Genomic DNA, 23,461 nt, shown 5'->3' on the forward strand with positions numbered 1-23,461 from the left:
TTTTGTTTTAGTTCGTTTTTGTTGCAGCTTTACTAATAATCTTCCACTCTCCTTCAATTTTTTTTAGCAAAAAAATATCCACATATCGTATGTCTTTTCCTTCAGCCTTAATTTCGGCTTTTGCCATCGCAATATCATTTTCTTGATCTATAGATAATATTTTTCCAATTCGTCCATTAAATTTGCCTTCTTCTTTCTTTTCAAACCAAGATGCATACTCTTGTATAGGTACGATCCATAGTTTTTTGTCTTTATGCGTGAGGAACAAATTTGCTTCTGCATAAAAAGCCTCTTTAATAGATTCTGTTTTATTATATGAAGTCCCTTCAAGATACGCATTGATTGTAGTTCTAATTTGATCTTCTTCATTGATTTCAAAAGAAGTTTTACCCAAAGGATATATTGGTTCTAAAACCTTACGATCTCTCACGACACCATTAGCGTCCTGATAAAGTAAGTATGAGCCTCCCCATAACATTTCTGGAAATTTAAATATTTGAGTAGTCATTTCAGAAAAAGATCTTACGGATACTCCTGTTTTAGGATTAGATATCTTTTCTATAGCCTCTGAAATAGAAAACCACTCTGCTTGCTTCATATCTGATGGTGTTTTCAATATACCTCCATTCATCTTTGCAGAATAATGACTACGATATGATACTTCATTCTTAAATTCATATTTATATGTAAAAAGTCCCTTTAGTTGATGTTCTGATATTTTTAATCCAAATTTGGAAGCTAAACTATCAAGTGATTCTTTAATAGATTGTCTTGTATTATTCCTTATCCCTGGTGTAGACCACCCATATTCATTATTTTGTAATAAGACTTCATTGTTTTCATTAAAAATCAATAGACGTTGAACAGTATAATTGTCAATTTTATTTTTTTCTTGTGCTAAGGAAACCTGCACAATTAATAGTAATATAAAAGCTATTTTTTTCATTTCTAAATTTTAGTTACACACAAATTTGATTGGAAATCATTCATGAATAGTGACACTATTCTTTATCCGTACTATCTTACCTTGATCTTCATCGGTCAACATATAGAGTTTTCCATTTGGGCTTTGCGCTATTTTTCTTGAGCGCACTCTATCATCAACAAATAATTCTTCTGCACTTTTTATACTTTTATTTTCTATTCTAAATCGCCAAAGGCTACCTCCAGATAGTCCTGGAACCAATAAATCATTTTTCCATTCTGGAAATTCATCTCCCGTATAAAACATAAGTCCGGTTGGAGCCACGGTATGTTTCCAGTACCAAACAGGATCTGTAAAGGACACTCCTTCAAGTCTGGGAGGAACATAATCCCGACTTCGATAACCACCAGTAGTAATGATTGGCCATCCATAATTTGCTCCCGGAGTTAACAAGTTGATTTCGTCGCCCTGACGAGTACCATGTTCGCTAAACCAAATATTTCCAGTTTCTGGTTGTACTGTTATTCCTTGTGCTGCTCTAATTCCCGCTGCATAAATACCCGGAATAGCTGTTGCACCAAAATCTGGATTATCTTTTGGGATACTTCCATCAGAATTTATTCTATAGATTTTACCTCGTTTGTCTGTTACATCCTGAGCAATTGGTATTTTGGGTTCATCAATTTCTTTAAACAATCGCTCTCCCATTGTAATGTATAGCTTATGATCAGAACCAAATGTCATTCCTCCTCCGTAGTGAAAATATTCTCTTGTAAAAGGTCCAGCTTCTAGTAAGGTTTTAATATTGATTAAAGAGTCATTCTCCAGTACAGCACGAACCACTTTGGTAGCACTTCCTTTGCCTTTTTGTTTGGCTGCATAAGAAAGGTAAATATGTTTGTTACTATTGAAATCTGGATCTAATACCACTTCAAAAATACCCGAATTATCTCCTCTGTACACTACTCTTAGACTATCAGTAAGGTCTTTGGGAAATCCTTTTATGATTTCTTTCTTCTTAGAAATTAAATTTACTTTTAAAAGACCTCCATCTTTTTCGGATACTAAAACTTCATCTTCTGATAAAAAAGCAATACTCCATGGATGATTAAGACTATCAATTATAGTTTCTTTTACAGGAGATGTTTTTGAAGAAATAGTCTGAATAGGTTTTTCGACTTTACTACAACTTAGTGTTCCTAAAAGCAATAAGAGGATTACTCTGTTCATGTTTTTTGATTTTGAATTCTGACCGCAAAATCCAAAAGATGCTATTAAAAACCTTTAAAAATCATGATCTTTAAAACGAAAAAGATCTTAAATCGTACTAAATTGATTTTTGTACTGTGAAGGAGTGCGTCCAGTTTCAGATTTAAAAGCCAAATTGAAAGAAGTTACATTACCAAAACCACAATCATATGCAATAGTAGCCATTTTCTCTAATGCATAATTGGGGTTAATCAGTAAAGTCTTGGCTTTTTCTATTCGATAATGATTTACAAATTCTGAAAAGTTTTTTTGCTCATTTTCATTAATCACCTGAGATAATTCTCTGGCAGTAACCGATAGTTTATCTGCTATGGTTTGTAGTGAAATCCTTGGATTCAGATACACTTCCCGATCTTCAAACATCTCCTTTACTTGCTGAAGTAATTTTTTTGAAGCGGTACGATCAATCGTTGATTTGCTATATTTTTCTAATGCAAAAACATGTCTTTTTAATAATAAATAGGAAAAACCATAAACCAATATAGAATAAAGAATAGCTCCTCCAATATAAAAGGGGATGAATCCTATAAAATTACTTAGATAAAAACACCAGATAAGACAAGCTCCGATTACAATCGTACGATACCATTTTAAAAGTTGAGGATTAGCGACTTTCCTTCTTTTATAAATGTAAGTCCAAGATAAAATAAGATAAATGGCCAGATGAAAGACTACCAATCCATAACTTAAGTAGGATTCGAAATTTTTGACATTGGGAATCAATTTACTGCATAGAACAAAAAGTACAAACGGAATCAGGTGTAGATAATGTAGCTTTGAAAAAACGGCATTTTTGTTTAGAAGTGCTTTTCCATAAAACCATAAAAACGGACCAGACAATAAAATTCCTGAAATACCAAGATTGCGATACCAGGGATCAAGAACCATATAATTATTAAAAACCGATTTGGTAATTCTTATGGTTAATCCCAATAATACAAATGCCAGAAATGTATTGGCTTTTCTGTTTCCTTTTTTAAGGGTAAACAAATAAAAACACAAGAATAGAGCTTGGGCTAAACCCAAACAGCTTAAAACAAGTATAAAACCATCTTTGACCATATTTCAAAATTAGGAATGATCTTATAAGGTAAGGTTAAAATTACGTGAAAATCTTTTGGAATAATTTTTAATTCCAGACTTTAGTGCCCCATCAAATCTACTTATTACAATTTTTCTAAAAAGTGCTAAGAGTATGTTTAAAAAGAATATGAATTGAAAATGAATAGTTTGAGGTTTTGATGAAGTTTCAAATGCTGAGCATATCGAGATATTTGAAGTTTTTGAAACAAAGTCATAGTTTTCAAAATAGTAGTTTTCAAGAAATAAGGTTTTTAAACATACTCTAAGGTATTTTTCAACTAAAACACAACTCACATGTACTCACATTTTACTAAGGCAATTTGTATTCTGTTTTTTGCTTTTGGAAGTATTTTCACAATCAATTCTCAATCTTATAATCAAGAGCTATATGATGCTCTGGAATATAGACTAATTGGACCTTTTCGAGGCGGACGTAGTTCTGCTGTAACCGGAGTTTCGGGAAAACCCAATTTATTCTATTTTGGCGCTACTGGTGGTGGAGTATGGAAAACTACCGATGGTGGTCGTACATGGTCAAATATTTCTGATGGTTTCTTTGGAGGGTCTATTGGATCGATCGCTGTATCCAAAAGTGACCCAAATGTAATTTATGTGGGTGGTGGAGAAAAAACGTTGCGTGGTAATGTATCCTCTGGATACGGGGTTTGGAAAAGTGTTGACGCAGGAAAAACATGGGTACAAGCTGGCTTGCCTAATAGTAGACATATTCCTAGAATAAGTATACATCCTACTAATCCAGATATCGTATATGCCGCGGCTTTAGGAAATATATATAAACCTACAGAGGATCGAGGAGTATATAAAAGTAATGACGGTGGTAAAACATGGAATAAAATACTATTCGCAAATCAAGATGCGGGTGCTGTAGATTTAACGTTAGATCCTAATAATCCAAGGATTCTATATGCTTCTACCTGGAACGCCAGAAGAACACCATATAGTTTAAGCTCTGGAGGAAATGGTTCTGCGTTGTGGAAAAGTACGGATAGTGGAAAAACATGGAACGAGATTTCGAAAAATAAAGGATTCGCCAAGGATACCCTAGGTATCATGGGAATAACGGTTTCGCCGGTAAATAGCGAACGTGTTTGGGCCATAGTAGAAAATAAAGAAAAAGGTGGTGTGTATCGCAGTGATGATGGTGGTGATACATGGAAACAATTGAATAGTAGTAGAAGCTTACGTCAACGTGCCTGGTACTATAGCCGTATCTATGCCGACCCACAGGATATAGATGTGGTGTATGTGGTAAACGTTTCTTATCACAAGAGTAAAGATGGTGGTAAAAATTTTAGTAGTTATCGCGCGCCACATGGAGATCATCATGATCTTTGGATTGCTCCAGAAAATCCAAAACGTATGGTTATAGGTGATGATGGTGGTGCACAAATTACTTACGACGGAGGAGAAACCTGGAGTACTTATCATAACCAACCAACTTCTCAATTTTATAGAGTTACCACAGATAATAGCTTTCCGTATAGAATTTACGCAGCACAACAAGATAATTCTACAATAAGAATCAAGCATAGAAGCACAGGTCGATCTATATCAGAAAATGACTGGGAAAGAACAGCTGGCGGAGAATCAGCTCATATCGCAGTTGACCCCAAAGATAATGACGTTGTATATGGCGGAAGCTATGATGGATTTCTGACACGCATAAACCACAGAACAGAAACCGTTCGATCTGTTAGCGTATGGCCAGACAATCCTATGGGACATGGAGCAGAAGATATGAAGTATCGTTTCCAATGGAACTTCCCGATACTATTCTCAAAGCATAATCCAAACAAATTATATACGTTTTCTAATCGTGTGCATGTCACTGAAAACGAAGGACAAAGCTGGAAAGTAATCAGTCCAGATCTTACCAGAAATGATCCTGACAAGCAAAAATCATCTGGAGGACCCATTACACAAGACAATACTTCTGTAGAATATTATTGTACAATATTTGCTGCTGCAGAAAGTCCAATCAAAGAAGGATTGCTTTGGGTTGGAAGTGATGACGGATTGATTCATATAAGCCAAGATGGAGGTGCTACATGGAATAATGTTACACCAAAGGGAATGCCCGAATGGATGATGATCAATAGTATTGAGCCTAGTGCTTTTGCTGAAGGAACCTGTTATATTGCAGGAACCAAATATAAATCTGGTGACTTTGCCCCATATCTCTATAAAACTACAGATTATGGGAAATCATGGACCAAAATTACTAATGGAATCAAAAGCGAGCATTTTACCCGCGTACTTCGTGAAGACCCTAAACAAAAAGGATTACTGTATGCTGGTACCGAAACCGGTATGTATATCTCTTTTAATGACGGAGCAGCATGGCAATCTTTACAGCTTAATTTACCAATTGTTCCCATCACTGATTTAACGATCAAAGATAACAACCTGATTGTGGCTACTCAAGGAAGAAGCCTTTGGATTATAGATGATCTTACTGTATTACATCAATTAAATAATACGATAAAGACTCAAAATCACATTTTATACAAGCCAAAAGATTCGTATCGAATGAGTGGCGGAAGTATTAAAGACTCTAAAACAGAAGGTACCAATCATCCTGCAGGAGTGATGACCTATTTCTATCTTAAAAATTATGATAAAGAAAAAGATACCATCTCGTTGACTTATTTTAATACTAAAAATGACACCATAAAATCCTTTAGTACAAAAGCAAAAGAGAAAAAAAATCAATTAAAAATAGAGGAAAAAGGAGCTCAAATGTTTGCTTGGAATATGAGAGGGGATGGAGCAGAAAAATTAGATGGTATGATCTTATGGTGGGCTAATCTTAATGGGCCAAAAGCCGTTCCTGGCAATTATAAAGTTAGCCTTACTATAAATGGCAAAGAAGCATCAAGAAAATCTTTTACCATTTTAGCTGATCCCAGAGCAGAGTCTACCGTGCAACAAATGCAGTCTCAATTTGATTTCATCACCAGTGTAAACAAAACTGTAGACAGAGCTCATAAATCTATAAAGAAAATCAAAAAAATAAATAAGCAACTAAAAGCATTTGCAACGCAGTATAAGGATAATGAATCAACAAAAGATTTGGTAAAAAAGGCTTCAGAATTACAAAAACAATTTGGTGAGATCGAAAAAGCTTTATATCAAACAAAGAATAAAAGTAATCAAGATCCATTAAATTTTCCTATTAAGCTGACCAATAAGCTTGGTCATCTTAATTCGTTAGTTGGTATGGGAGATTTTGGACCTACAGAACAGGATATCGCTGTAAAAAATGAACTTACCAAAAAGATTGATGAGCAATTGAGCGCTTTTGACAAATTAATTTCTGAAGAAATTAAAAGTTTTAATACAGAGTTCAATACCTTGCAACTTAATTATCTTTTTGTAGAAAAATAAATGCTCGAATATTATAATTACATAAAATCCCTGCACCTCATCTTTGTGATTACATGGTTTGCAGGGTTATTTTATATACCCAGACTATTTGTATATCAGATCGAGGCTTCGCAAAAACCATCTCCTGATAAAGAAATTCTGGGAAATCAACTTAAGCTAATGGCCAAACGTCTTTGGTTTATCATCACATGGCCTTCTTCTATCTTAGCCACTTTATTTGCAATTTGGTTACTGGTTTTAATGCCTGGCTGGCTAGAGCAACCATGGATGCATGTTAAGTTAGGTTTTGTGGTATTACTCATCCTTTATCATCTTAAATGTCATCATATCTACAAACAGCTTCAAAATGATATCATAAAATGGTCTTCTAATCAAATGCGAATGTGGAATGAGGGCTCTACAATTATACTTTTTTCAGTAATTTTTCTCGTCGTTGTCAGAGATGCTGTTAACTGGATTTATGGCGTCATCTCAATCATATCTCTATCTATATTACTTATGATGGGAATCAAACTTTACAAAAGAATCAGGGATAAAAACCCTGAGGCTTAGTACAAATTAAAACTGCGTTAGGGATAGAAGTGGCATCCTTTTTTTCTTGTCATACTGAGCTTGTCGAAGTATACAAGCAAAAAAAGATAAAACGAATAGCCTGGCCCGAACACCCAAGAAAATAATCAAAGTAAAATCGCAAGTATCTTGAATTTTATTCCACAAACATATCAGACCAAATCAGGAAAATCTGTAGTCATTCGAGAAGCTACTCCAGAAGATGCCCAAAAGTTATTAGATCTTAAACGTCAATATCTTAAAGAAACAGATACTATACCCTTATTCGATTATGAATACACTAATACCATAGAAGAAGAAGGAGCATTAATTCAACGCCTAAAAAAGAATCCTAATTGCTTACTACTTATTGCAGAGAATAATGGAAATATAATCGGAAACATTGATCTTACAGGCAGTTGGAGAAAAAAAATGGAGCATACTGCCATGATTGGTATGGGTATACATACAGCATGGCAAAATCAAGGAATCGGTACTTTATTGCTCCAAAATGTATTGACATGGTCAACACAAAATACCCTATTAAAACTACTCTGGTTAGAAGTTTATGCTACGAATCTTCCTGGTATTAGATTATATAAGAAAATGGGATTCAAGGAATCTGGATTTATTGAGAATTTCTTTCTTGAAGAGGAAAAATATATAGATAAGGTTACAATGATTATTAATCTTTGAGGTTACTTTTTTCTCAAGATGTGATAACAAAAAGACTGCCTAATTATTTTTAGACAGCCTCTTAATTTATAAGTGCATTACTTATTTTATCTACATAACCTGTTACTTCTATTGCTATACATTCTTCTTACAGCCCTACGATCGTTTACAGAAACATTGTTTGCATTAAAAACCACACTAGGATTTGATCCAGAAGTCATAATCGAACTAGTATCATTATTAGGTGTTCCAGGCACCTGTGTTCCAAAAAACCCTTGTTCTGCATGAAGAAACCCGATATTATGTCCAATTTCATGAGTTAATATATTACCCCATTCTCTAGCCGTTACTGGATCTCCATCAATACTAGGTTCATTAAGATTCAAAATAATCAGACCTCCTTCTACTCCATTGGTAGGAAACTCTCCTAGACCCCAACCACCTATTTCACCAGGTCTTGCCAAACGGACGAGAATATCAGGATTAGAGGTAACTTCTACTAATCGAAGCGTTGTATTATTCACCCTATTCCACAAGTTAATACCTCTTTGAAATCCTCTTCCTGCGGCATTATTACCCAAAGCATTCTGAATACGAATATTACCTGCTCTGTTACAATTAACAATACCAAAAAAAGCTTGTTTTTGGTAGTTATCTTCTTTTAGTGTTTCTTCGGTGAAGAAAATATCTCCATCTACAATATATCCTCCTTTAGTGGATGTAACGGATGTTTTATCCATATCAAATCCCATACTCTGTAATTTTGATAAAATTTCGGAAGATATATCCTGTTGAGTAATTGTACTGTCTTGTTGAACATCATTGTCAACATCACTAGAACATCTTGTCATACCAATAGCAATAACTATCAGCATAGCTAATTTAAAAGTTTTCATAATTTGTATATATTTAAGTTGAATGTTGAAATTATTAAAACACTGATACTAAAACAACTAAATTGTTACATATTTAACATTTTAGGCTAATTTGTATTTAATTCTTGATTCTTAGTTAAGAGAAAAAATAATGATGGTCAGGTGTATAAAATTTGGTTTTATGTGTTAGGGTGTCGTTGTTAAGACTTTTCATTATCTTCGTGCAACTTTTTAGCATAATTCTATGATCAAATCCATGACAGGCTTTGGGAAGTCGGTTCTACAACTTCCTACAAAAAAAATCACTATAGAGGTTAAATCACTCAACAGCAAAAACCTAGACCTTAATGCTCGAATTCCTTCACAATACCGTGAAAAGGAACTCCAGATGAGAAATACCATAGCAAAAACTTTGGTTAGAGGTAAAGTTGATTTTGGATTATATGTAGAAGCTACTGGTGAAGAAACATCAAATAAAGTTAACGAGGCTATTGTAAAAGAGTACATCAGGCAACTATCCAATGTACATCAAGGTGATACTACAGAATTGTTAAAAATGGCTGTTCGAATGCCAGATGCCTTAAAAACTGAACGTGAACAAATTAATGAAGAGGAATTTAAAGCCATAACCGATGCTCTTAATACAGCACTTGTAGAAATAGAATCCTATAGAAATGATGAGGGAAAAGCATTAGAAAAAGATTTTAACCTTCGTATCAAAAACATAGGTGAATTACTAGAAAAGGTAATACAAATTGATCCGGAACGTATGACTGCCGTAAGAGAAAAATTACAAAAAGCTGTTTCTGATCTAAAAGAAGAGGTAGATCAAAATCGTTTTGAGCAAGAATTGATTTATTATCTTGAAAAATTCGATATTACTGAAGAAAAAGTGAGATTAGCAAATCATTTAGAATACTTTGCTATCACATTAAATTCTGCCGATTCTAATGGTAAAAAACTAGGGTTTATAACTCAGGAAATAGGTCGTGAGATCAATACTATTGGTAGTAAATCTAACTACGCACCTATGCAACAATTGGTGGTTCAGATGAAAGATGAACTCGAAAAAATTAAAGAACAATTGCTAAATGTATTGTAAATGAGCCAAGGTAAACTTATTGTACTTTCGGCACCCTCTGGAAGTGGAAAAACTACTTTAGTTAAATATTTACTTAATCAAGAGGAATTAAATCTTGGATTTTCAATTTCTGCTGCTTCCCGAGAACCTCGTGGAGCTGAAATTCATGGGAAAGATTATTATTTTTTATCCTTAAGAGAATTCAAAAACAAAATCAAAGCTGATGAATTTCTAGAATGGGAAGAAGTCTATCGGGATAACTTTTACGGAACTTTAAAAACCGAAGTGCAGCGACTTTGGGATAGTGGTAAACATGTAATTTTTGATATTGATGTCGTTGGTGGTTTAGATATCAAAAGAATCTATCCAGATCGTACTTTAGCAATTTTTGTAAAGCCTCCAAGTATTGAAGAACTCAAAATTCGTCTTAAAAAACGTAAAACAGAATCTGAAGATAAGATCAATATGAGGGTCGCTAAAGCCTCTACAGAAATGGCAACTGCTCCACAATTTGATGCTATAGTTACCAATGATGATCTTGAAAAAGCAAAAGAAGAAGTCTCTCAATTAGTGAGAAAGTTTCTTTTGAAGTAATTTACAATAAACTAAACTGATGCTCTTCAAAAAGTGAATAAAAGAAGAGCTTTTTCAATGAAGAATATAGGATTATATTTCGGGACATTTAACCCTATTCATATAGGTCATTTAGCCATTGCTAATCACATGGCTGAATTCTCTGATCTCGATGAAATCTGGATGGTAGTGACTCCTCATAATCCACATAAAAAGAAAAGTTCCTTACTGGATAATCATCATCGTTATGAGATGGTATATCGTGCTACTGAGTTATATCCAAAACTAAAACCCAGCGATATCGAATTTGGTTTACCTCAACCTAATTATACGGTATATACTCTAGCTCATTTGCAGGAAAAATACCCAGAAGATCAATTTCATCTCATTATGGGTGAAGATAATTTAAAGAGTTTTCATAAATGGAAAAATTATGATGTCATCCTAGAAAATCATAACATCTATATATATCCTCGTATTGCAGAAGGGAATGTAGAATCTCAATTTAAGGATCATCCAAAAATTCAACGTATTAAAGCTCCTATTATGGAGATTTCTTCTACATTTATACGTAACTCTATTGCAAATAATAAAAATGTAAAACCGTTACTTCCCATTTCTGTATGGGAATATATCGATGAAATGAATTTTTATAAATAAATCGTTATAAGCTATTTATAGACGAACCTCCTCCCATAGTCTCTTTTATTCTTTTCATAAGTCGATGTACTCTACCACTACCTCCCGCTATAATCCCAGCTGTAAGAACAATATCAATAGATTGAATAATCGTAATTTGAATACTAGACAATTCTGTCTCTGGGCCATTAAATACTATTCCAGCCATAAGTCGTAACCCAGAAAAAGAAAGAATTAACCCTATCGCAAATGCAATAATCGTTGTTCTTCTTTGTCTTTTTAATCCTCTTGTCATTAGAAACTCCTCTAATTCTTTTTTTTCTTTCATCATTTTTGCCACTTCTGCAGACTCAGGTTTTTCTTCGGTAGATTCTGGATCTGTCAATGCGGCAACATCAATTGGATTATTTAAACGCTCCAGAAACTTGTTAATATCAGTAATACGATCTTTACATTGTATTTTTACTTTCTGATTAGGGTCATCAACAAAGATCTCAATAAACTGTTCTACAACCAGCATAATTACCGATATATAACCAAGCATGGCCATTACATTTCCTGGAGTCAAATGAGAAAGATCAATAGCCGGCAACTGTTCTTCAAAATAGATAAAACTTCCAATAGCAAGTATGATGAGAATTATTGCTATTGGGTTCCTATATAATGCTTTCATCGTCTTAAAAGTATATAGATAAAAATACAAAATCTATAGTTGACCGTTTACATTTATGAAGAAAAACAAATAATATTACTTGAAGCAAAAAAAGCACAACTCTTAAAAGTTGTGCTTTTTATTCATTATCTGTATATACTTTTAGATCTTATACTATGCTTTTTTCCATACCCGATCTTTAAAAACATCATCAACAACCGTATTAAAAATATGATTAAAATAGTTACTCATTGTCTTAATACCCACCGCCGTGATAACACCAAGAATATGTTTTTCGGTATAACCAGCACTTAGAAAACTATCAATATCTGTTTGTAAGGGTAATCCTCTTGTTGAAGTAACGATTTTTGTAAACAAACTTAATGCCTTCAATTTATCATCTGGTATTTCAGCATTATCACGAATTGCATTGGTTACTTCTGCAGGCACATTGGTCATATGATCTCCTACAAAACTATGTGCTGCCATACAGTATTCACAGCCGTTTTCAAAGGCAACAGACAGCAATACAACCTCTTGTTCTTGCGGAGTAAAACCAGAATTTGCCCTAAATGAATTATACCCTGCAACATAACTATCTAATAACGCAGGGTTATTTGCCATACCTAAGTACATATTGGGAATAAAACCTAGTTTTTTTTCTGTATTCTCCAGTATTTTACTCGAAACTCCATCTGCATTTTCGATTGTTTTTGGTTCTAAAGTCATTGTTTTTAATGTGTTCATGGTACTAAAAAATTTAAATTAATATTTCTAAGCAATTGCTTAGTTTTGGTATAAAAAAAACTTACACGTTTTTGAATGTAACTTCAATAAAGTCATCCAACTGTTTTGCATTAAACATTTTTGATGCTACAGATAACCCTTGTAATGCTACCATAAGATAATTTGCCTGTTTATCTATTGTAACCTTATCCTTTTGAGAATTAAAGCTTAATTTATTTATAAAAGACTCCTTAACATTTGTAGCAAATTTTACAATTTCTGACATAATTAATGTATCTGCATTCTCCCCGAGTTCATTTACTGTATTAGTAAGCAAGCATCCTTTATTGCTATTCTTATCTTTTGAAAATTCAATAAAATTATAGAAATATTGTTTTATTCCTTCTACTCCATCAGAGTTATCTAATCTATCAATGAGTTCAAATTGTGCTTTTTTCTTATAACATTTTATACTTTCTAAAAACACTCCTTGTTTATTGCCAAAACTAGCATAGACAGAAAATTGGTTAATCCCCATTTCTTTCTCCAACATTCGCACAGAAGTAGTCTCATAGCCATTTCTCCAAAAAAGCTGCATCGCTTTTTCTATTACTTCTTCTTCCTTATATTCTTTTCTTCTTGCCAAAAACCTATTTTATGATTCAAAACTAATCAATTGCTTAGAAATAAAAAAATAATTCCACAAATAAAAACCAATAGTGTCTTTTCTTGTATCCTAAAAGTACAAACCCCTACAGATAAAATCTATAGGGGTCATATGTTTATTATCTTAATAAACTAACTACTTCCCAGGAAAGTCTGCTTTACGTTTTTCAAGAAAAGCTGTAGTTCCTTCTTTAAAGTCTTCGGTACCAAAACAGTTACCAAACTGTTCGATTTCCATTTTAAATCCATTCACTCCATCTTCGTATGCGGCATTTACCGATTTGATCGCTGCACCAATAGCCACAGAAGAGTTTCTCATAATTTTTCCTGCCAGTTTTTCGGCTAATGGTATTAATTCTTCCTGACTGGTAACATGATTAACCAAACCATACTGTGATGCTTGATTAGCATCAATCATTCCTGCTGTCATGATCATTTCCATAGCTCTACCTTTACCAACCAATTGTGGTAATCGCTGCGTACCGCCATATCCCGGGATCACTCCTAAAGAAACCTCTGGTAGTCCCATTTTTGCATTGTCGCTGGCTATTCTAAAATGCGCAGCCATTGCTAATTCTAATCCACCTCCTAATGCAAAACCATTGACAGCTGCAATTACAGGTGTAGAAAGATTCGCAACAAAGTCAAACAATACTTCCTGACCTTTTTCTGCCAGTTTTCCTCCTTCGGCAACAGAAAAATCAGCAAATTCACTGATATCTGCTCCGGCTACAAAAGCTTTTTCTCCACTTCCGGTAACAATAATAACTTTGGTATCAGCATCAAGATCAGCTACTCTAAAAGCAGCATGTAATTCTTGTATTGTTTCTTTATTAAGTGCATTTAATTTTGATGGACGATTTATTGTAATCCTTGTAATTCCTTTGTTTTGAGATGTGAGAATATTAGTGTACATAAAAAGTTATTTTCTTTCTCGCATTTACGAGACTATAATTGTTGTATAAATTAAATTATTTCAAAATTTACCGTTGTGAGAGGCTTTTTGATTTACTCCTTGGGAAACCTGACTTTAAAAACAGTTCCTTTTTCTTCCCGAGAGGTAAAGGTAATACTTCCATTATAGGTTTCCACAATATTTTTTACCATTCCTAAACCTAATCCCATTCCGCTTGTCTTTGTTGTAAACTTGGGTTCAAAAACCTTCTTTTTATTTTCTTCATTAATTCCGATTCCATTATCTGCAACAGTAATTACCACATCATTTCCGTCGGTAAAAACATCCACAATAATTTTTGGAGTACGATCTTCTGGAATTGCCTGTATTCCATTTTTTACCAAATTGGTAACTACTCTTATAAGTTGGGTTCTATCGAATTCTGCTATAATTTTTTCTTTTTCTGAAGGGAAAACAATATATCCTTCGTTAAATATATCTAATGCCAATCCTACAATCTTTACTACATCCAGAGTTTCACTTTTTTGAGCAGGCATCTGCGCAAAATTAGAAAATGCAGAAGCTATAGAACTCATTGTATCTATCTGTTGAATTAAGGTATCGCTATATTCCTGTATTTTCTGATCAATATTAAGATCATTAGCATCAAATTTTCGTTGAAAACTCTGAACAGTTAACCGCATCGGTGTTAATGGATTTTTGATTTCATGCGCTACTTGTTTTGCCATTTCCCTCCATGCTGCTTCTCTTTCGCTTTTAGCCAACATGACAGCACTTTCTTCTAACTCATCAATCATGCTATTATACGCATTCACCAAAGAGTAGATTTCATCACTTGCATCTCCAATTTCGATTCTCTTATTTCGTTTATCAAGCCGGGTTTGATCAATCGTTTCAGAAATTGTTTTCAATGATCTTGTAATATATTTAGACAGAAAATAGGCTAATGCAATTGCAATCAAAAGCATTAATAAATATACTTGCCCTAAACGCTTTAAAAATTCAAATAACTCTCTAGTAATCAAATCATTATCTTCTAAATAAGGAAGATTAAGTATTGCTAATGGTTTTGCTTTACGATCAGTAATATAAGTATAGGAAGTCAAAAATTTCCCCTCATTCCTCTCAGACTCCACCAGGTATCTCTTATCAAATTGAGAAGAAAGTGTATCTATAATCAATGAGTTCAATTGCACTGTGTCTTTTATAAAAGCTGCTTCTGACTTGATCAATAACTTACCAGAAAGACTATAGATATTAATTGGCAATGAATGTTCTTCTGAAATCTGATAAATACGATTCTTTTCTCTAAAAATAAGGGTTATATTATCTTCTTCTACAGGATATGTTGTACTCTTTAAAACATTATCAATAGCAATTTGTATTCGTTCTTCTTTTCTTTCTAAACGTTCCCTGTGATATTCTTCTGCTTCTTCTTTATATTGATAAACAGTAACAGCTGCAATCAATATTGAAGCTAGAAAAATCAATAAAGTCATCGAGATAAAAATTCGTGTACGAAGAGAAAGTCTTAGTAGCCTCATATTATTTTTTGAACCATAAAGATAGCAAATATCGCACCAAAATAGTTGTAAAAAGAAATCTCAAAAAGCTTCGAATTTCCTAAATTTACCTAGCTTTTACTTTATGGACAATTCTACATTACTTTCTGTGCAAAATCTTTGCGTCTCTTTTTTGTCAGAAGACAAAGAAAATCAAGTTCTATTTGATCTATCTTTTAGTATTCAAAAAAACGAGATCTTAGGAGTTGTAGGAGAATCTGGTAGTGGTAAATCGGTAGCATCTCTTGCCATCCTTGGTTTGCTCCCCAATAAAATCTCGAATATCACCAAAGGAGACATTAATTATGATGGCAAATCTCTAACTGGTCTTAATCAAAAAGAATATAGATCAATTCGTGGTAATGAGATAGCTATGATTTTTCAGGAACCTATGAGCTCTTTGAATCCATCTATGAAATGTGGAAAACAGGTTGCCGAAATCCTGCATCAACATACTGACTTATCCAAAACCGAGATAAAAGCCGAGGTCCTTTCTTTGTTTCATAAGGTAAAACTTCCTGACCCTGTTCGTGCTTATACTTCATACCCTCATCAATTAAGTGGTGGTCAAAAGCAACGAATTATGATTGCTATGGCGATTGCGTGTAAACCAAAACTACTAATTGCTGATGAGCCAACCACAGCACTTGATGTTACTGTACAAAAAGAAATTATTGAGTTGCTTAAAAGCTTACAGGCAGAATACAAAATGAGTGTTCTATTTATTTCACATGATCTATCTCTGGTTTCAGAAATAGCAGATCACGTTCTTGTCATGTATCAAGGGAAAATGGTAGAATACAATACGACACACAATATATTTCATAATCCCGAAAAAGAATATACCAAAGCGCTAATTAATGCAAGACCTCCTATGGATATCAGGTTTAGAAAACTACCAACTATAGCCGATTTTCTTGATGATGGTGATAAAGACCGGGAAGTGATTACTAAAGAAAAGCGAGCTCAAAATCATCAAAACTTATATAGCAATCCACCTTTATTAGAAGTTCTTAATGTTGAAAAAAGTTACTTTTCTAAAGTAGGGTTATTTGGCAAAGCAGAGTTTAAAGCCGTGGATGATGTAAGTTTTAAACTATATGAAGGCGAAACCCTGGGGCTTGTAGGAGAATCAGGCTGTGGAAAATCAACTTTGGGAAATACCATTTTACAATTAGACAGAGCAAATAAAGGTCAAATTATTTATAAAGGTGAAGATATTACACGATTATCAGGCTCTGCAATAAGGTCTCTTCGAAAAGAAATCCAACTTATATTTCAGGATCCTTTTGCATCTCTTAATCCAAGAATTACCGTAGGAAAAGCCATCATGGAGCCTATGCAAGCTCATAAGTTATATCAGAATGATGCAGAAAGAAAAGAAAAAGTATTAGAATTGCTAAACCGAGTAAGCCTTAGCGAGGAACATTTTAACCGTTACCCACATGAATTTAGCGGAGGACAAAGACAACGCATCGGTATTGCCCGAACCATAGCTTTACAGCCCAAGCTCATTATATGTGATGAATCTGTAAGTGCACTGGATATATCTGTACAAGCCCAGGTACTTAACCTATTAAATGAATTAAAAGATAATTTTGGGTTTACGTATATTTTTATTTCTCATGATCTTGCTGTGGTAAAATACATGTCTGACCAATTATTGGTAATGAATAGTGGTAAAATAGAAGAGCAAGGAGATGCAGATACAATATATGAAAACCCACAAAAAGAATATACTAAAAAGTTAATACAGGCAATTCCTAAAAGCAGGTAGATACATTTTCATATAACATCATAACCAAAGTAAAAATAGCGACTCCTTCTGCTCTATAAAATTTCTTCTAAATTAAGACTCAACGATACACGTAACTTTTCTCGTATTGGGTTCTCTTCTTCTGATAGCCCTAATAAACTAGCAACGTCTAAATCAACATATTTTCCTTTGAAACCAGTGCCAATTGAGACAAAAGAATCTGTTAGTCGATTTATACCATGAGAATAACCACTTCTTGCTATTAATTTTTCTTTATATGCAAACTCTAAGCCCAATGCTATTACCGAGCCTTCTAAACCAAAACCAAGGTTTTCTCCATTAGTATTCTCAACATATGAATCAAGTAATGTTTTATACTCTGTAGTAATCCCAAGTATTTTTTCCTGGTTGAAAATAAAGTCAAAACCTGTTCCTATACTTAGAGTAGAAGGAGCATAAATTTCAATAGGTTTATTGTCATTTAAAGACCTCCCTCTTAAATTGGAAAAATGAAACCCTGCTCTCCATCTACCATTAAATTTCTTGTATGCTATTTCATTTCCATAATAGAATCCTGAAACATCGATACCATATAGACTTGATACATCACTAAACTCATCTAAAAGAAGAACTTTATCCTCTAATAAAATGAAACGCCCCCCAACCGACATTGCAAACGTATCACTCAATCTTAGCGAATAAGAACCATCTATAGATAATTCTAGAGCGGCTTGAATAGTTCTATTTCTGAATGCTACAAATTTACTGATTTCATAAGCATAACCTCGAAAACCTAAGCCATAGGCACTGCGGGTATCGAGTTTATTATAAAAACTTAGATTTAATTGATTAAGCTCATTAAACTCTTGGTTATTTCCAAGAACTTGAGTAATTCCTATTTCACATGCTTTATCAGAAAACACATGTTTTGCAGGATTCCAAAATTGAGAAAAAGCATCGGTAGATGTTCCTACCCCAACATCACCTTGACCAGCCGCCCTACCATCTGTTACAATACCAATAAAACCATCTCTTACTGTGGTCACATTATTCTGTTGAGCAGACAGACAGCCGAAACATATTAAAGTGAATATGAAAACATTTCTCATAATTTTAGTTACGTTACGTCGTATAGCAGTTTACCGCTCTAGGTAAACAACGCCATAGATACCGTCTAATTGTTTAGCAATTCAAAAGCACGTTCTATTCCGCTATCTTTTTCTTCTTGAAAATCTATAGTTGACAAAAATGGCACTCGATTTTCTTGATTTTCAGGTCCAATTCCAATAGCTTCAAATACTTCTCCTTGTGCATCACTATATATTTCGTTTGATAATCCTATTTCTGCTCCATTAGGCAATACATGCGTAAGAATAGTAGAAAAAGCGCCATTTGTATTTTCTCCTACTAGGGTTACATTCGGTAAATCTTTCATGCATAATGTAAAAAGTTCTGCTGCACTTATGGTAAAAGGGCTTGTAAGCAATACAATATCTCCAGTGAATTGAAAATCCCCGCGTGGCCCAACAGAAAAGGGTTTATTTTCTGTAAAACCATCACCTAATCTAGCTTTTTTATAATATGAAACTCGCTCCTGATCCATAAAACGGGATACCATATTTAAAGCTACAGTATCATATCCTCCATCGTTAAAACGCATATCGAGAATTAGTTTAGAAACCCCAGATTCTTTAAGATCATTCATTATCGTATCTAAAACAGTATTTAATGTAGATAATTCATTATTAAAATTTGTTCCATATCCTTCCATGGCCGAAACAAGAATATACCCAACATCATCATTAATCAACCCCCATATAATCTTCTCTCTCTCATCTATTTCAAAATCTCCTCCTAAATATTTTGATACTATTGTTATCGCTTTTTGATTGAAAAGAGCATCATAATCGTCCCCATTCTCTATGATAAGATCTCCACTTAGGTTAGCATTTAATCTTTCATATAATTTAGGATTTCCTGATTCAATTTGAATAGCATTATTTTCATCTGTAATACTTACATGACCATCTTCTAATAAAAAGACTAACTCTTCTAAAGTATCATAAAAATTTTCTGCTGTTATTTGATCTCGTAAACCTTCATATTGAGACCAATCAATATTTCTTGTTTCAAAAAAAGCATAATAATCATTAAAGATGTTCCAGAAATGATCAAAATTTACTTGAGGGTCTTCTGTGTCAGAAATTTGATCAGGTAGGCAGTTTGGATTCTGATTTGGTAATCGAACAAATTTTATTTCAGAATCTGATAATTCTGAAGAGGCAACAAGTTCATTTTCGCTGATAAGATCAAAGTCAAATCCAAAGAAATCCTGAAGAACAAAATCATCGTTTTGAATTGAGCAACCAGCAGCATTTGTGTTGTAAAACACATCATTTCCATCGGTAAATTCAAAAATCCAACCTTTATCTGCTATTGACCAAAATCCATTGGTTGAATCTTGTGGTGTAGCAGGCATGTCATCATCAGATTGACAAGCGGTAAAAATTAATAAAATGAGTATTAGCAAACACGCATTAACATACTTTATTGTTTCTGTTTTTATGTTGATATATGAATTCATCATAGTTTTATTTTTGAAATTATTATAGTTGAAAATTGTAACGTTTGATCGTCTATTCAAAAAACACTTGATCCAAAGAAAACGGTATTCTGTGCTATTTAAAGATTATGAAAATTGCTAAAAACGATATCCAATATTGCCATCTATTCTTTTATTTTTATCAGCCGTTTTTTTAGATTGTAATACCAACGAAGTTCTAATGCTATCACAGGTTTAATATTTGATGTATTAAGACCTCCAAAACATATTTCACTTCGTAATGCAATTTGATTTGATAATTTTAATTCATTGTGCGCCCATATACCTAATAATCCTGTTTGAATACCAAAACTGATTTTCCTACCGATATGTTTTTTTCATTTTGAAAAAACCCTAAATAAGAACTCATTGCTAAAAAGGAAGCAAAAACTATTTTAGTCATTATTATGTTTTTTTGATTAACCGAAGTAAAAGTATCTGAATCAAAAAAATAAAAATGCAATTTTAGAATTGTAGAAGTCCTAATACGGGATAATTATATAAATTAGGACTGTTTTTAAAGCTTCCTGTAAGCACCAGGCGATACTCCTTCACTGGTTTTGAAAGTACTATAAAAAACACTTTTAGATTTAAAACCGGCCTCCATACCAATCGCCTCAACAGAATATTTATTAAATACTGGATTTTGCAATAGGTTTTTAGCCGCTTCAATTCGATATTCATTCACAAATTGAATCACACTTTTGTTAAGCTCTTGATTTATAATTTGCGATAAATATCTTTCGCTAGTTTCTAATCGATTTGACAGGTCTGATCTACTCAAAAGAGGGTTTTTATACAGTTCCTCTTCATCCATCATCTCATATAATTGACTAATAATTTATGAGGGGCAAAACCAAAAGTACAAACAATAAAAGGGCTTAACAAATGTTGAAATGTTCATTTATGTTAATTTGATATTCATTTTTAAAGCTCTAATAATATTATTTTCCTCAAAATGTTAATTTAGGTCTAAACATAGTGTCAATAAGGGCTTATAAAGCTTCATTTAGACCTAAAACAATCCTAATTGTACTTAAATCTACACCAAAAATTAAGTTTAATACTGCTATAAAACAAGGTTTCTCTTTTTTTGTATTGTTTTCTTAGTGTTTATAAGGCTTAGACCTTAACTACATTAGCTATATTTTTTGCACTTTTGGTTTTATCCGAATTTATTAACCTTTTTATTAACCTTTTCAATAGTGTTTTTGTGAGTTTTTTGACCATCTATTTTCTAGTCTATTTAAACTTCTTTTTACAATTTAGTTTAATTCAATTTCTGCAACTTTTGACGAATTGAATAGTCCTTTTTTTGGTATTATATTTGATGTTATTTTTTGAAAAACATTGTTATAAATACGCGGTAAAACCGTAATTATTATTGTACTCGTTTTATTATTTTTGCTTCAAAATTATATATGATCTAAAACTACTATAATCCATATTTTATTAATTACTGATTTTCAAGAGTTCTTTCGATATTTGATTTGATAAGTTCTAATTTTGCATCTAGTTATAAATTTTAAATTAGATCATCATGAAAAAGGTAATTTTATTATTTCTAGTAGTTTTTTTTGTAAGCTGTAATGTTCAACCAATAAGTGAAGAAGTTCCTGAGGAGAATATTGATCATAAAATTGAAATAAAATCATTAGATAAAGATGAATATGAGATTCCAGATAACGGATAAAAAAACAAAATTGATTAGTGGTGTTATTGTTATTATAGTCTTAGCAATGACACCACTTCTTTTTTATCTTTATAAAATTGTTCCCAAAGGAACTACTTCTTGGCAGTTCTTAACTTTTACTATGGAAACCAAAGGTTTTCGAAGTGTACAAATATTTATACATGCTTTCTTCACTAAATTCACTTTCGTATTATCATTTTCCGTTTGGTTTTTAACGTGTAAACATTGGTGGAAATGGGTATTATTAATACCATTAACAATGTTTTTGTTTCAATTAACGGGTGTTGTTAATCAAAATATTGAATATATAGATGAGTATGATTTTTGGTATTCTCTCCCTGTAACTATACCTGTACTTGTTTTTTTAATAATCTTAAGAAATAGATTGAAATTTTATAATGACGCACTTGACTTAAAGGAACAATTAGATAAAGAAATACTAGAATTAAAAAAGGAAAACTTAATAGAACAAAATAATATATCATAGTAATATGAATAAATGTAAAATAATACGAGAACTAAAAAGAGAAGTGGAGTACGTATTAAATAACCAAGACACTATGTCAAAATTTGAAAAAAAATCAAACCTTTTAAGAATAAGAAAAAAGTTAGTTGATATAATAATAAACCCTGAAAGTTGCTATAAATGTATTAATAAGTCCAAAGACTTAATGAAAGTGATTTCTGTAATATCTTTAAATTGATTAATTTAGTAAATAGAAAGAAAGTTTTATTTCCTACCCTATAAACTTTCTTGAAATTGATATAAAGTATTAAGACTACTTATTTTTTAGTTCCTCATCAATTTTCAGTAAAGTCTTAAACCCCTCTATTTGACATTTTAGCTCTTCTATAACTTCCTCATTTTTTTCAGCTTTTTCAAAAGCAATTTTAGCAAGTTTGCTATTTTCGTTAGTGTTTTTAATAGTCTTTAAATCCTTACTACTGTTTAAAAAAACATAATTAAGATCAAAACTCTCATGTTCGCATTTTGCGATAATAAGTGAATAGTCTAAGGAATTTCTTTTTTTCCAGCTCGAAATAGTATTCGCCTTAACCCCAAGATATTCAGAAAGGCTAAAATCGCTATCAATTTCTAACAGTTCCTTAAGTCTGTCTAAAATTAAAATCGCATTTTGTGATTTTATTTTTGTCATATTCGCAAATTGTGATTATATTTGTACCACTTAACTGGTGCAAAACTATGAAAAAAAAAATAAACTCTTTCACGGAAAGTGAGATTAAAACACTGAAAGCCTGTATAAAAATTAGTTATGTAGGTCAAAAGTACGGGATAAGTAAAAAATCAAATTATATATATCGCATTATGCGAAATGGAGTAAAAAATGAAAAATCAAAGGCTTATCAGTTTTTAACTGAATTAAGAAATACTCTAAATGAAATTGAATTAGTAAAGTCTGAAGGGGAAAACGCATGAGATTTCAACAAGGTGACATATTAGTTAAGAACAATACTGTTTGGCTGAGCCAAAATCTTGTTGCTTCTATATGCGACCTTACTGAAAATTTTCATCGTGTAGTAAAAAACAAATACAAACAATCTGTCCAACCTTGTCACCGTCATCATAACATTTTACCAGACACCAAAAAAAGCTGGAGATGGGCAAAGATTAACCATGATTACTATTACGATTTAAAAAGAATACCTAACAGAAAACCAACAAATTACCGTGATCTGTTTGGTGATCCAGATACACTTATACAATCTTACAAATTAGCTATGAGCAGTCAGGAAAGTAATTTACTTACTGCGGAGTTAACAAGCTTTGTAAATGAGCGATACAGCCACCA

The 23,461-nt window shown here is 32.7% G+C and carries 23 protein-coding genes and 1 pseudogene; 11 read left to right on the forward strand and 13 right to left on the reverse strand.

What is annotated here, in order from left to right:
- Positions 1–7 precede the first annotated feature (7 nt).
- The 3 genes from FOF46_RS11355 to FOF46_RS11365 form a co-directional block, all read right to left on the reverse strand.
- Complete coding sequence (locus tag FOF46_RS11355; protein WP_143916536.1) at positions 8–946, reverse strand: nuclear transport factor 2 family protein; 939 nt, start codon at positions 944–946, stop codon at positions 8–10.
- 36 nt (positions 947–982) lie between these two features.
- The gene (locus tag FOF46_RS11360; RefSeq protein WP_143916537.1) at positions 983–2,155 is read right to left on the reverse strand and encodes a PQQ-dependent sugar dehydrogenase; all 1,173 of its coding nucleotides are present in this window, start codon (positions 2,153–2,155) and stop codon (positions 983–985) included.
- An 87-nt stretch (positions 2,156–2,242) separates the two neighbouring features.
- Positions 2,243–3,256 carry a helix-turn-helix domain-containing protein gene (locus FOF46_RS11365; RefSeq protein ID WP_143916538.1) on the reverse strand — a complete coding sequence of 338 codons (1,014 nt, stop codon included), beginning with the start codon at positions 3,254–3,256 and terminating at the stop codon, positions 2,243–2,245.
- A gap of 315 nt (positions 3,257–3,571) precedes the next feature.
- On the opposite strand from FOF46_RS11365, the gene FOF46_RS11370 reads away from it, so the two are divergent.
- The 3 genes from FOF46_RS11370 (at position 3,572) to FOF46_RS11380 (ending at position 7,930) form a co-directional block, all read left to right on the forward strand.
- Positions 3,572–6,685: a WD40/YVTN/BNR-like repeat-containing protein gene (locus tag FOF46_RS11370; RefSeq protein WP_143916539.1), complete on the forward strand. Its 3,114-nt coding sequence runs from the start codon at positions 3,572–3,574 to the stop codon at positions 6,683–6,685.
- On the forward strand, positions 6,686–7,237 hold the full coding sequence (locus FOF46_RS11375) for a CopD family protein (RefSeq protein ID WP_109436041.1): 552 nt from the start codon (positions 6,686–6,688) through the stop codon (positions 7,235–7,237).
- A 147-nt stretch (positions 7,238–7,384) separates the two neighbouring features.
- Positions 7,385–7,930 carry a GNAT family N-acetyltransferase gene (locus FOF46_RS11380; RefSeq protein ID WP_167571801.1) on the forward strand — a complete coding sequence of 182 codons (546 nt, stop codon included), beginning with the start codon at positions 7,385–7,387 and terminating at the stop codon, positions 7,928–7,930.
- An 86-nt stretch (positions 7,931–8,016) separates the two neighbouring features.
- Here FOF46_RS11380 and FOF46_RS11385 read toward each other — a convergent pair whose 3' ends face one another.
- Positions 8,017–8,805, reverse strand: coding sequence for a zinc metalloprotease (locus tag FOF46_RS11385; RefSeq protein ID WP_109436043.1), 789 nt, complete (start codon positions 8,803–8,805; stop codon positions 8,017–8,019).
- Positions 8,806–9,028: 223 nt separating this feature from the next.
- On the opposite strand from FOF46_RS11385, the gene FOF46_RS11390 reads away from it, so the two are divergent.
- From FOF46_RS11390 to nadD, 3 genes are read left to right on the forward strand one after another with little or no spacing between them, the layout of a single operon-like run.
- Positions 9,029–9,886, forward strand: a complete 858-nt coding sequence (locus tag FOF46_RS11390) for a YicC/YloC family endoribonuclease (RefSeq protein WP_143916541.1) — start codon at positions 9,029–9,031, stop codon at positions 9,884–9,886.
- The gene (gene gmk / locus FOF46_RS11395; protein ID WP_109436045.1) at positions 9,887–10,459 is read left to right on the forward strand and encodes a guanylate kinase; all 573 of its coding nucleotides are present in this window, start codon (positions 9,887–9,889) and stop codon (positions 10,457–10,459) included. It abuts the gene before it with no gap.
- Between the two features lie 57 nt (positions 10,460–10,516).
- The gene (gene nadD / locus FOF46_RS11400; RefSeq protein ID WP_109436046.1) at positions 10,517–11,098 is read left to right on the forward strand and encodes a nicotinate (nicotinamide) nucleotide adenylyltransferase; all 582 of its coding nucleotides are present in this window, start codon (positions 10,517–10,519) and stop codon (positions 11,096–11,098) included.
- A 4-nt stretch (positions 11,099–11,102) separates the two neighbouring features.
- Here nadD and FOF46_RS11405 read toward each other — a convergent pair whose 3' ends face one another.
- The 5 genes from FOF46_RS11405 to FOF46_RS11425 form a co-directional block, all read right to left on the reverse strand.
- The gene (locus FOF46_RS11405) at positions 11,103–11,750 is read right to left on the reverse strand and encodes a nucleoid-associated protein (protein ID WP_109436047.1); all 648 of its coding nucleotides are present in this window, start codon (positions 11,748–11,750) and stop codon (positions 11,103–11,105) included.
- Between the two features lie 153 nt (positions 11,751–11,903).
- Positions 11,904–12,476: a carboxymuconolactone decarboxylase family protein gene (locus FOF46_RS11410; RefSeq protein ID WP_244299606.1), complete on the reverse strand. Its 573-nt coding sequence runs from the start codon at positions 12,474–12,476 to the stop codon at positions 11,904–11,906.
- Between the two features lie 61 nt (positions 12,477–12,537).
- Positions 12,538–13,101 carry a TetR/AcrR family transcriptional regulator gene (locus tag FOF46_RS11415; RefSeq protein WP_143916542.1) on the reverse strand — a complete coding sequence of 188 codons (564 nt, stop codon included), beginning with the start codon at positions 13,099–13,101 and terminating at the stop codon, positions 12,538–12,540.
- A gap of 156 nt (positions 13,102–13,257) precedes the next feature.
- Entirely contained in the window at positions 13,258–14,037 is a 780-nt protein-coding gene (locus tag FOF46_RS11420; protein WP_143916543.1) for an enoyl-CoA hydratase/isomerase family protein, read from the reverse strand.
- A 92-nt stretch (positions 14,038–14,129) separates the two neighbouring features.
- The gene (locus FOF46_RS11425) at positions 14,130–15,581 is read right to left on the reverse strand and encodes a HAMP domain-containing sensor histidine kinase (RefSeq protein WP_143916544.1); all 1,452 of its coding nucleotides are present in this window, start codon (positions 15,579–15,581) and stop codon (positions 14,130–14,132) included.
- A gap of 103 nt (positions 15,582–15,684) precedes the next feature.
- On the opposite strand from FOF46_RS11425, the gene FOF46_RS11430 reads away from it, so the two are divergent.
- On the forward strand, positions 15,685–17,376 hold the full coding sequence (locus FOF46_RS11430; RefSeq protein WP_143916545.1) for an ABC transporter ATP-binding protein: 1,692 nt from the start codon (positions 15,685–15,687) through the stop codon (positions 17,374–17,376).
- A gap of 53 nt (positions 17,377–17,429) precedes the next feature.
- Here the strand turns inward: FOF46_RS11430 and FOF46_RS11435 are convergent, their stop codons facing one another.
- From FOF46_RS11435 to FOF46_RS11445, 3 genes are all read right to left on the reverse strand, one after another.
- A complete protein-coding gene (locus tag FOF46_RS11435) occupies positions 17,430–18,464 on the reverse strand; it encodes a PorV/PorQ family protein (protein WP_143916546.1) in 1,035 nt (344 codons plus the stop codon).
- A 65-nt stretch (positions 18,465–18,529) separates the two neighbouring features.
- Positions 18,530–19,942: a S41 family peptidase gene (locus tag FOF46_RS11440; protein ID WP_143916547.1), complete on the reverse strand. Its 1,413-nt coding sequence runs from the start codon at positions 19,940–19,942 to the stop codon at positions 18,530–18,532.
- A gap of 532 nt (positions 19,943–20,474) precedes the next feature.
- A complete protein-coding gene (locus FOF46_RS11445) occupies positions 20,475–20,777 on the reverse strand; it encodes a helix-turn-helix domain-containing protein (RefSeq protein WP_143916548.1) in 303 nt (100 codons plus the stop codon).
- Between the two features lie 720 nt (positions 20,778–21,497).
- On the opposite strand from FOF46_RS11445, the gene FOF46_RS31500 reads away from it, so the two are divergent.
- Both FOF46_RS31500 and FOF46_RS11450 read left to right on the forward strand, forming a co-directional pair.
- Positions 21,498–21,650 (forward strand): hypothetical protein, encoded by a 153-nt coding sequence (locus tag FOF46_RS31500; protein WP_167571804.1) that lies wholly within the window; start codon positions 21,498–21,500, stop codon positions 21,648–21,650.
- Between the two features lie 10 nt (positions 21,651–21,660).
- Positions 21,661–22,137, forward strand: coding sequence for a hypothetical protein (locus FOF46_RS11450; RefSeq protein WP_167571805.1), 477 nt, complete (start codon positions 21,661–21,663; stop codon positions 22,135–22,137).
- Positions 22,138–22,429: 292 nt separating this feature from the next.
- Here FOF46_RS11450 and FOF46_RS11455 read toward each other — a convergent pair whose 3' ends face one another.
- Positions 22,430–22,807 (reverse strand): helix-turn-helix domain-containing protein, encoded by a 378-nt coding sequence (locus tag FOF46_RS11455; protein WP_143916550.1) that lies wholly within the window; start codon positions 22,805–22,807, stop codon positions 22,430–22,432.
- 47 nt (positions 22,808–22,854) lie between these two features.
- Between FOF46_RS11455 and FOF46_RS11460 the strand changes: the two genes are divergently transcribed.
- Both FOF46_RS11460 and FOF46_RS11465 read left to right on the forward strand, forming a co-directional pair.
- The gene (locus FOF46_RS11460; RefSeq protein ID WP_143916551.1) at positions 22,855–23,088 is read left to right on the forward strand and encodes a hypothetical protein; all 234 of its coding nucleotides are present in this window, start codon (positions 22,855–22,857) and stop codon (positions 23,086–23,088) included.
- Positions 23,085–23,461: pseudogene (locus FOF46_RS11465) on the forward strand (hypothetical protein); the annotation flags it as partial. The gene FOF46_RS11460 and the pseudogene FOF46_RS11465, both read left to right, overlap by 4 nt.

The organism is Aquimarina algiphila, from assembly GCF_007489275.1.
GTDB lineage: Bacteria > Bacteroidota > Bacteroidia > Flavobacteriales > Flavobacteriaceae > Aquimarina > Aquimarina algiphila.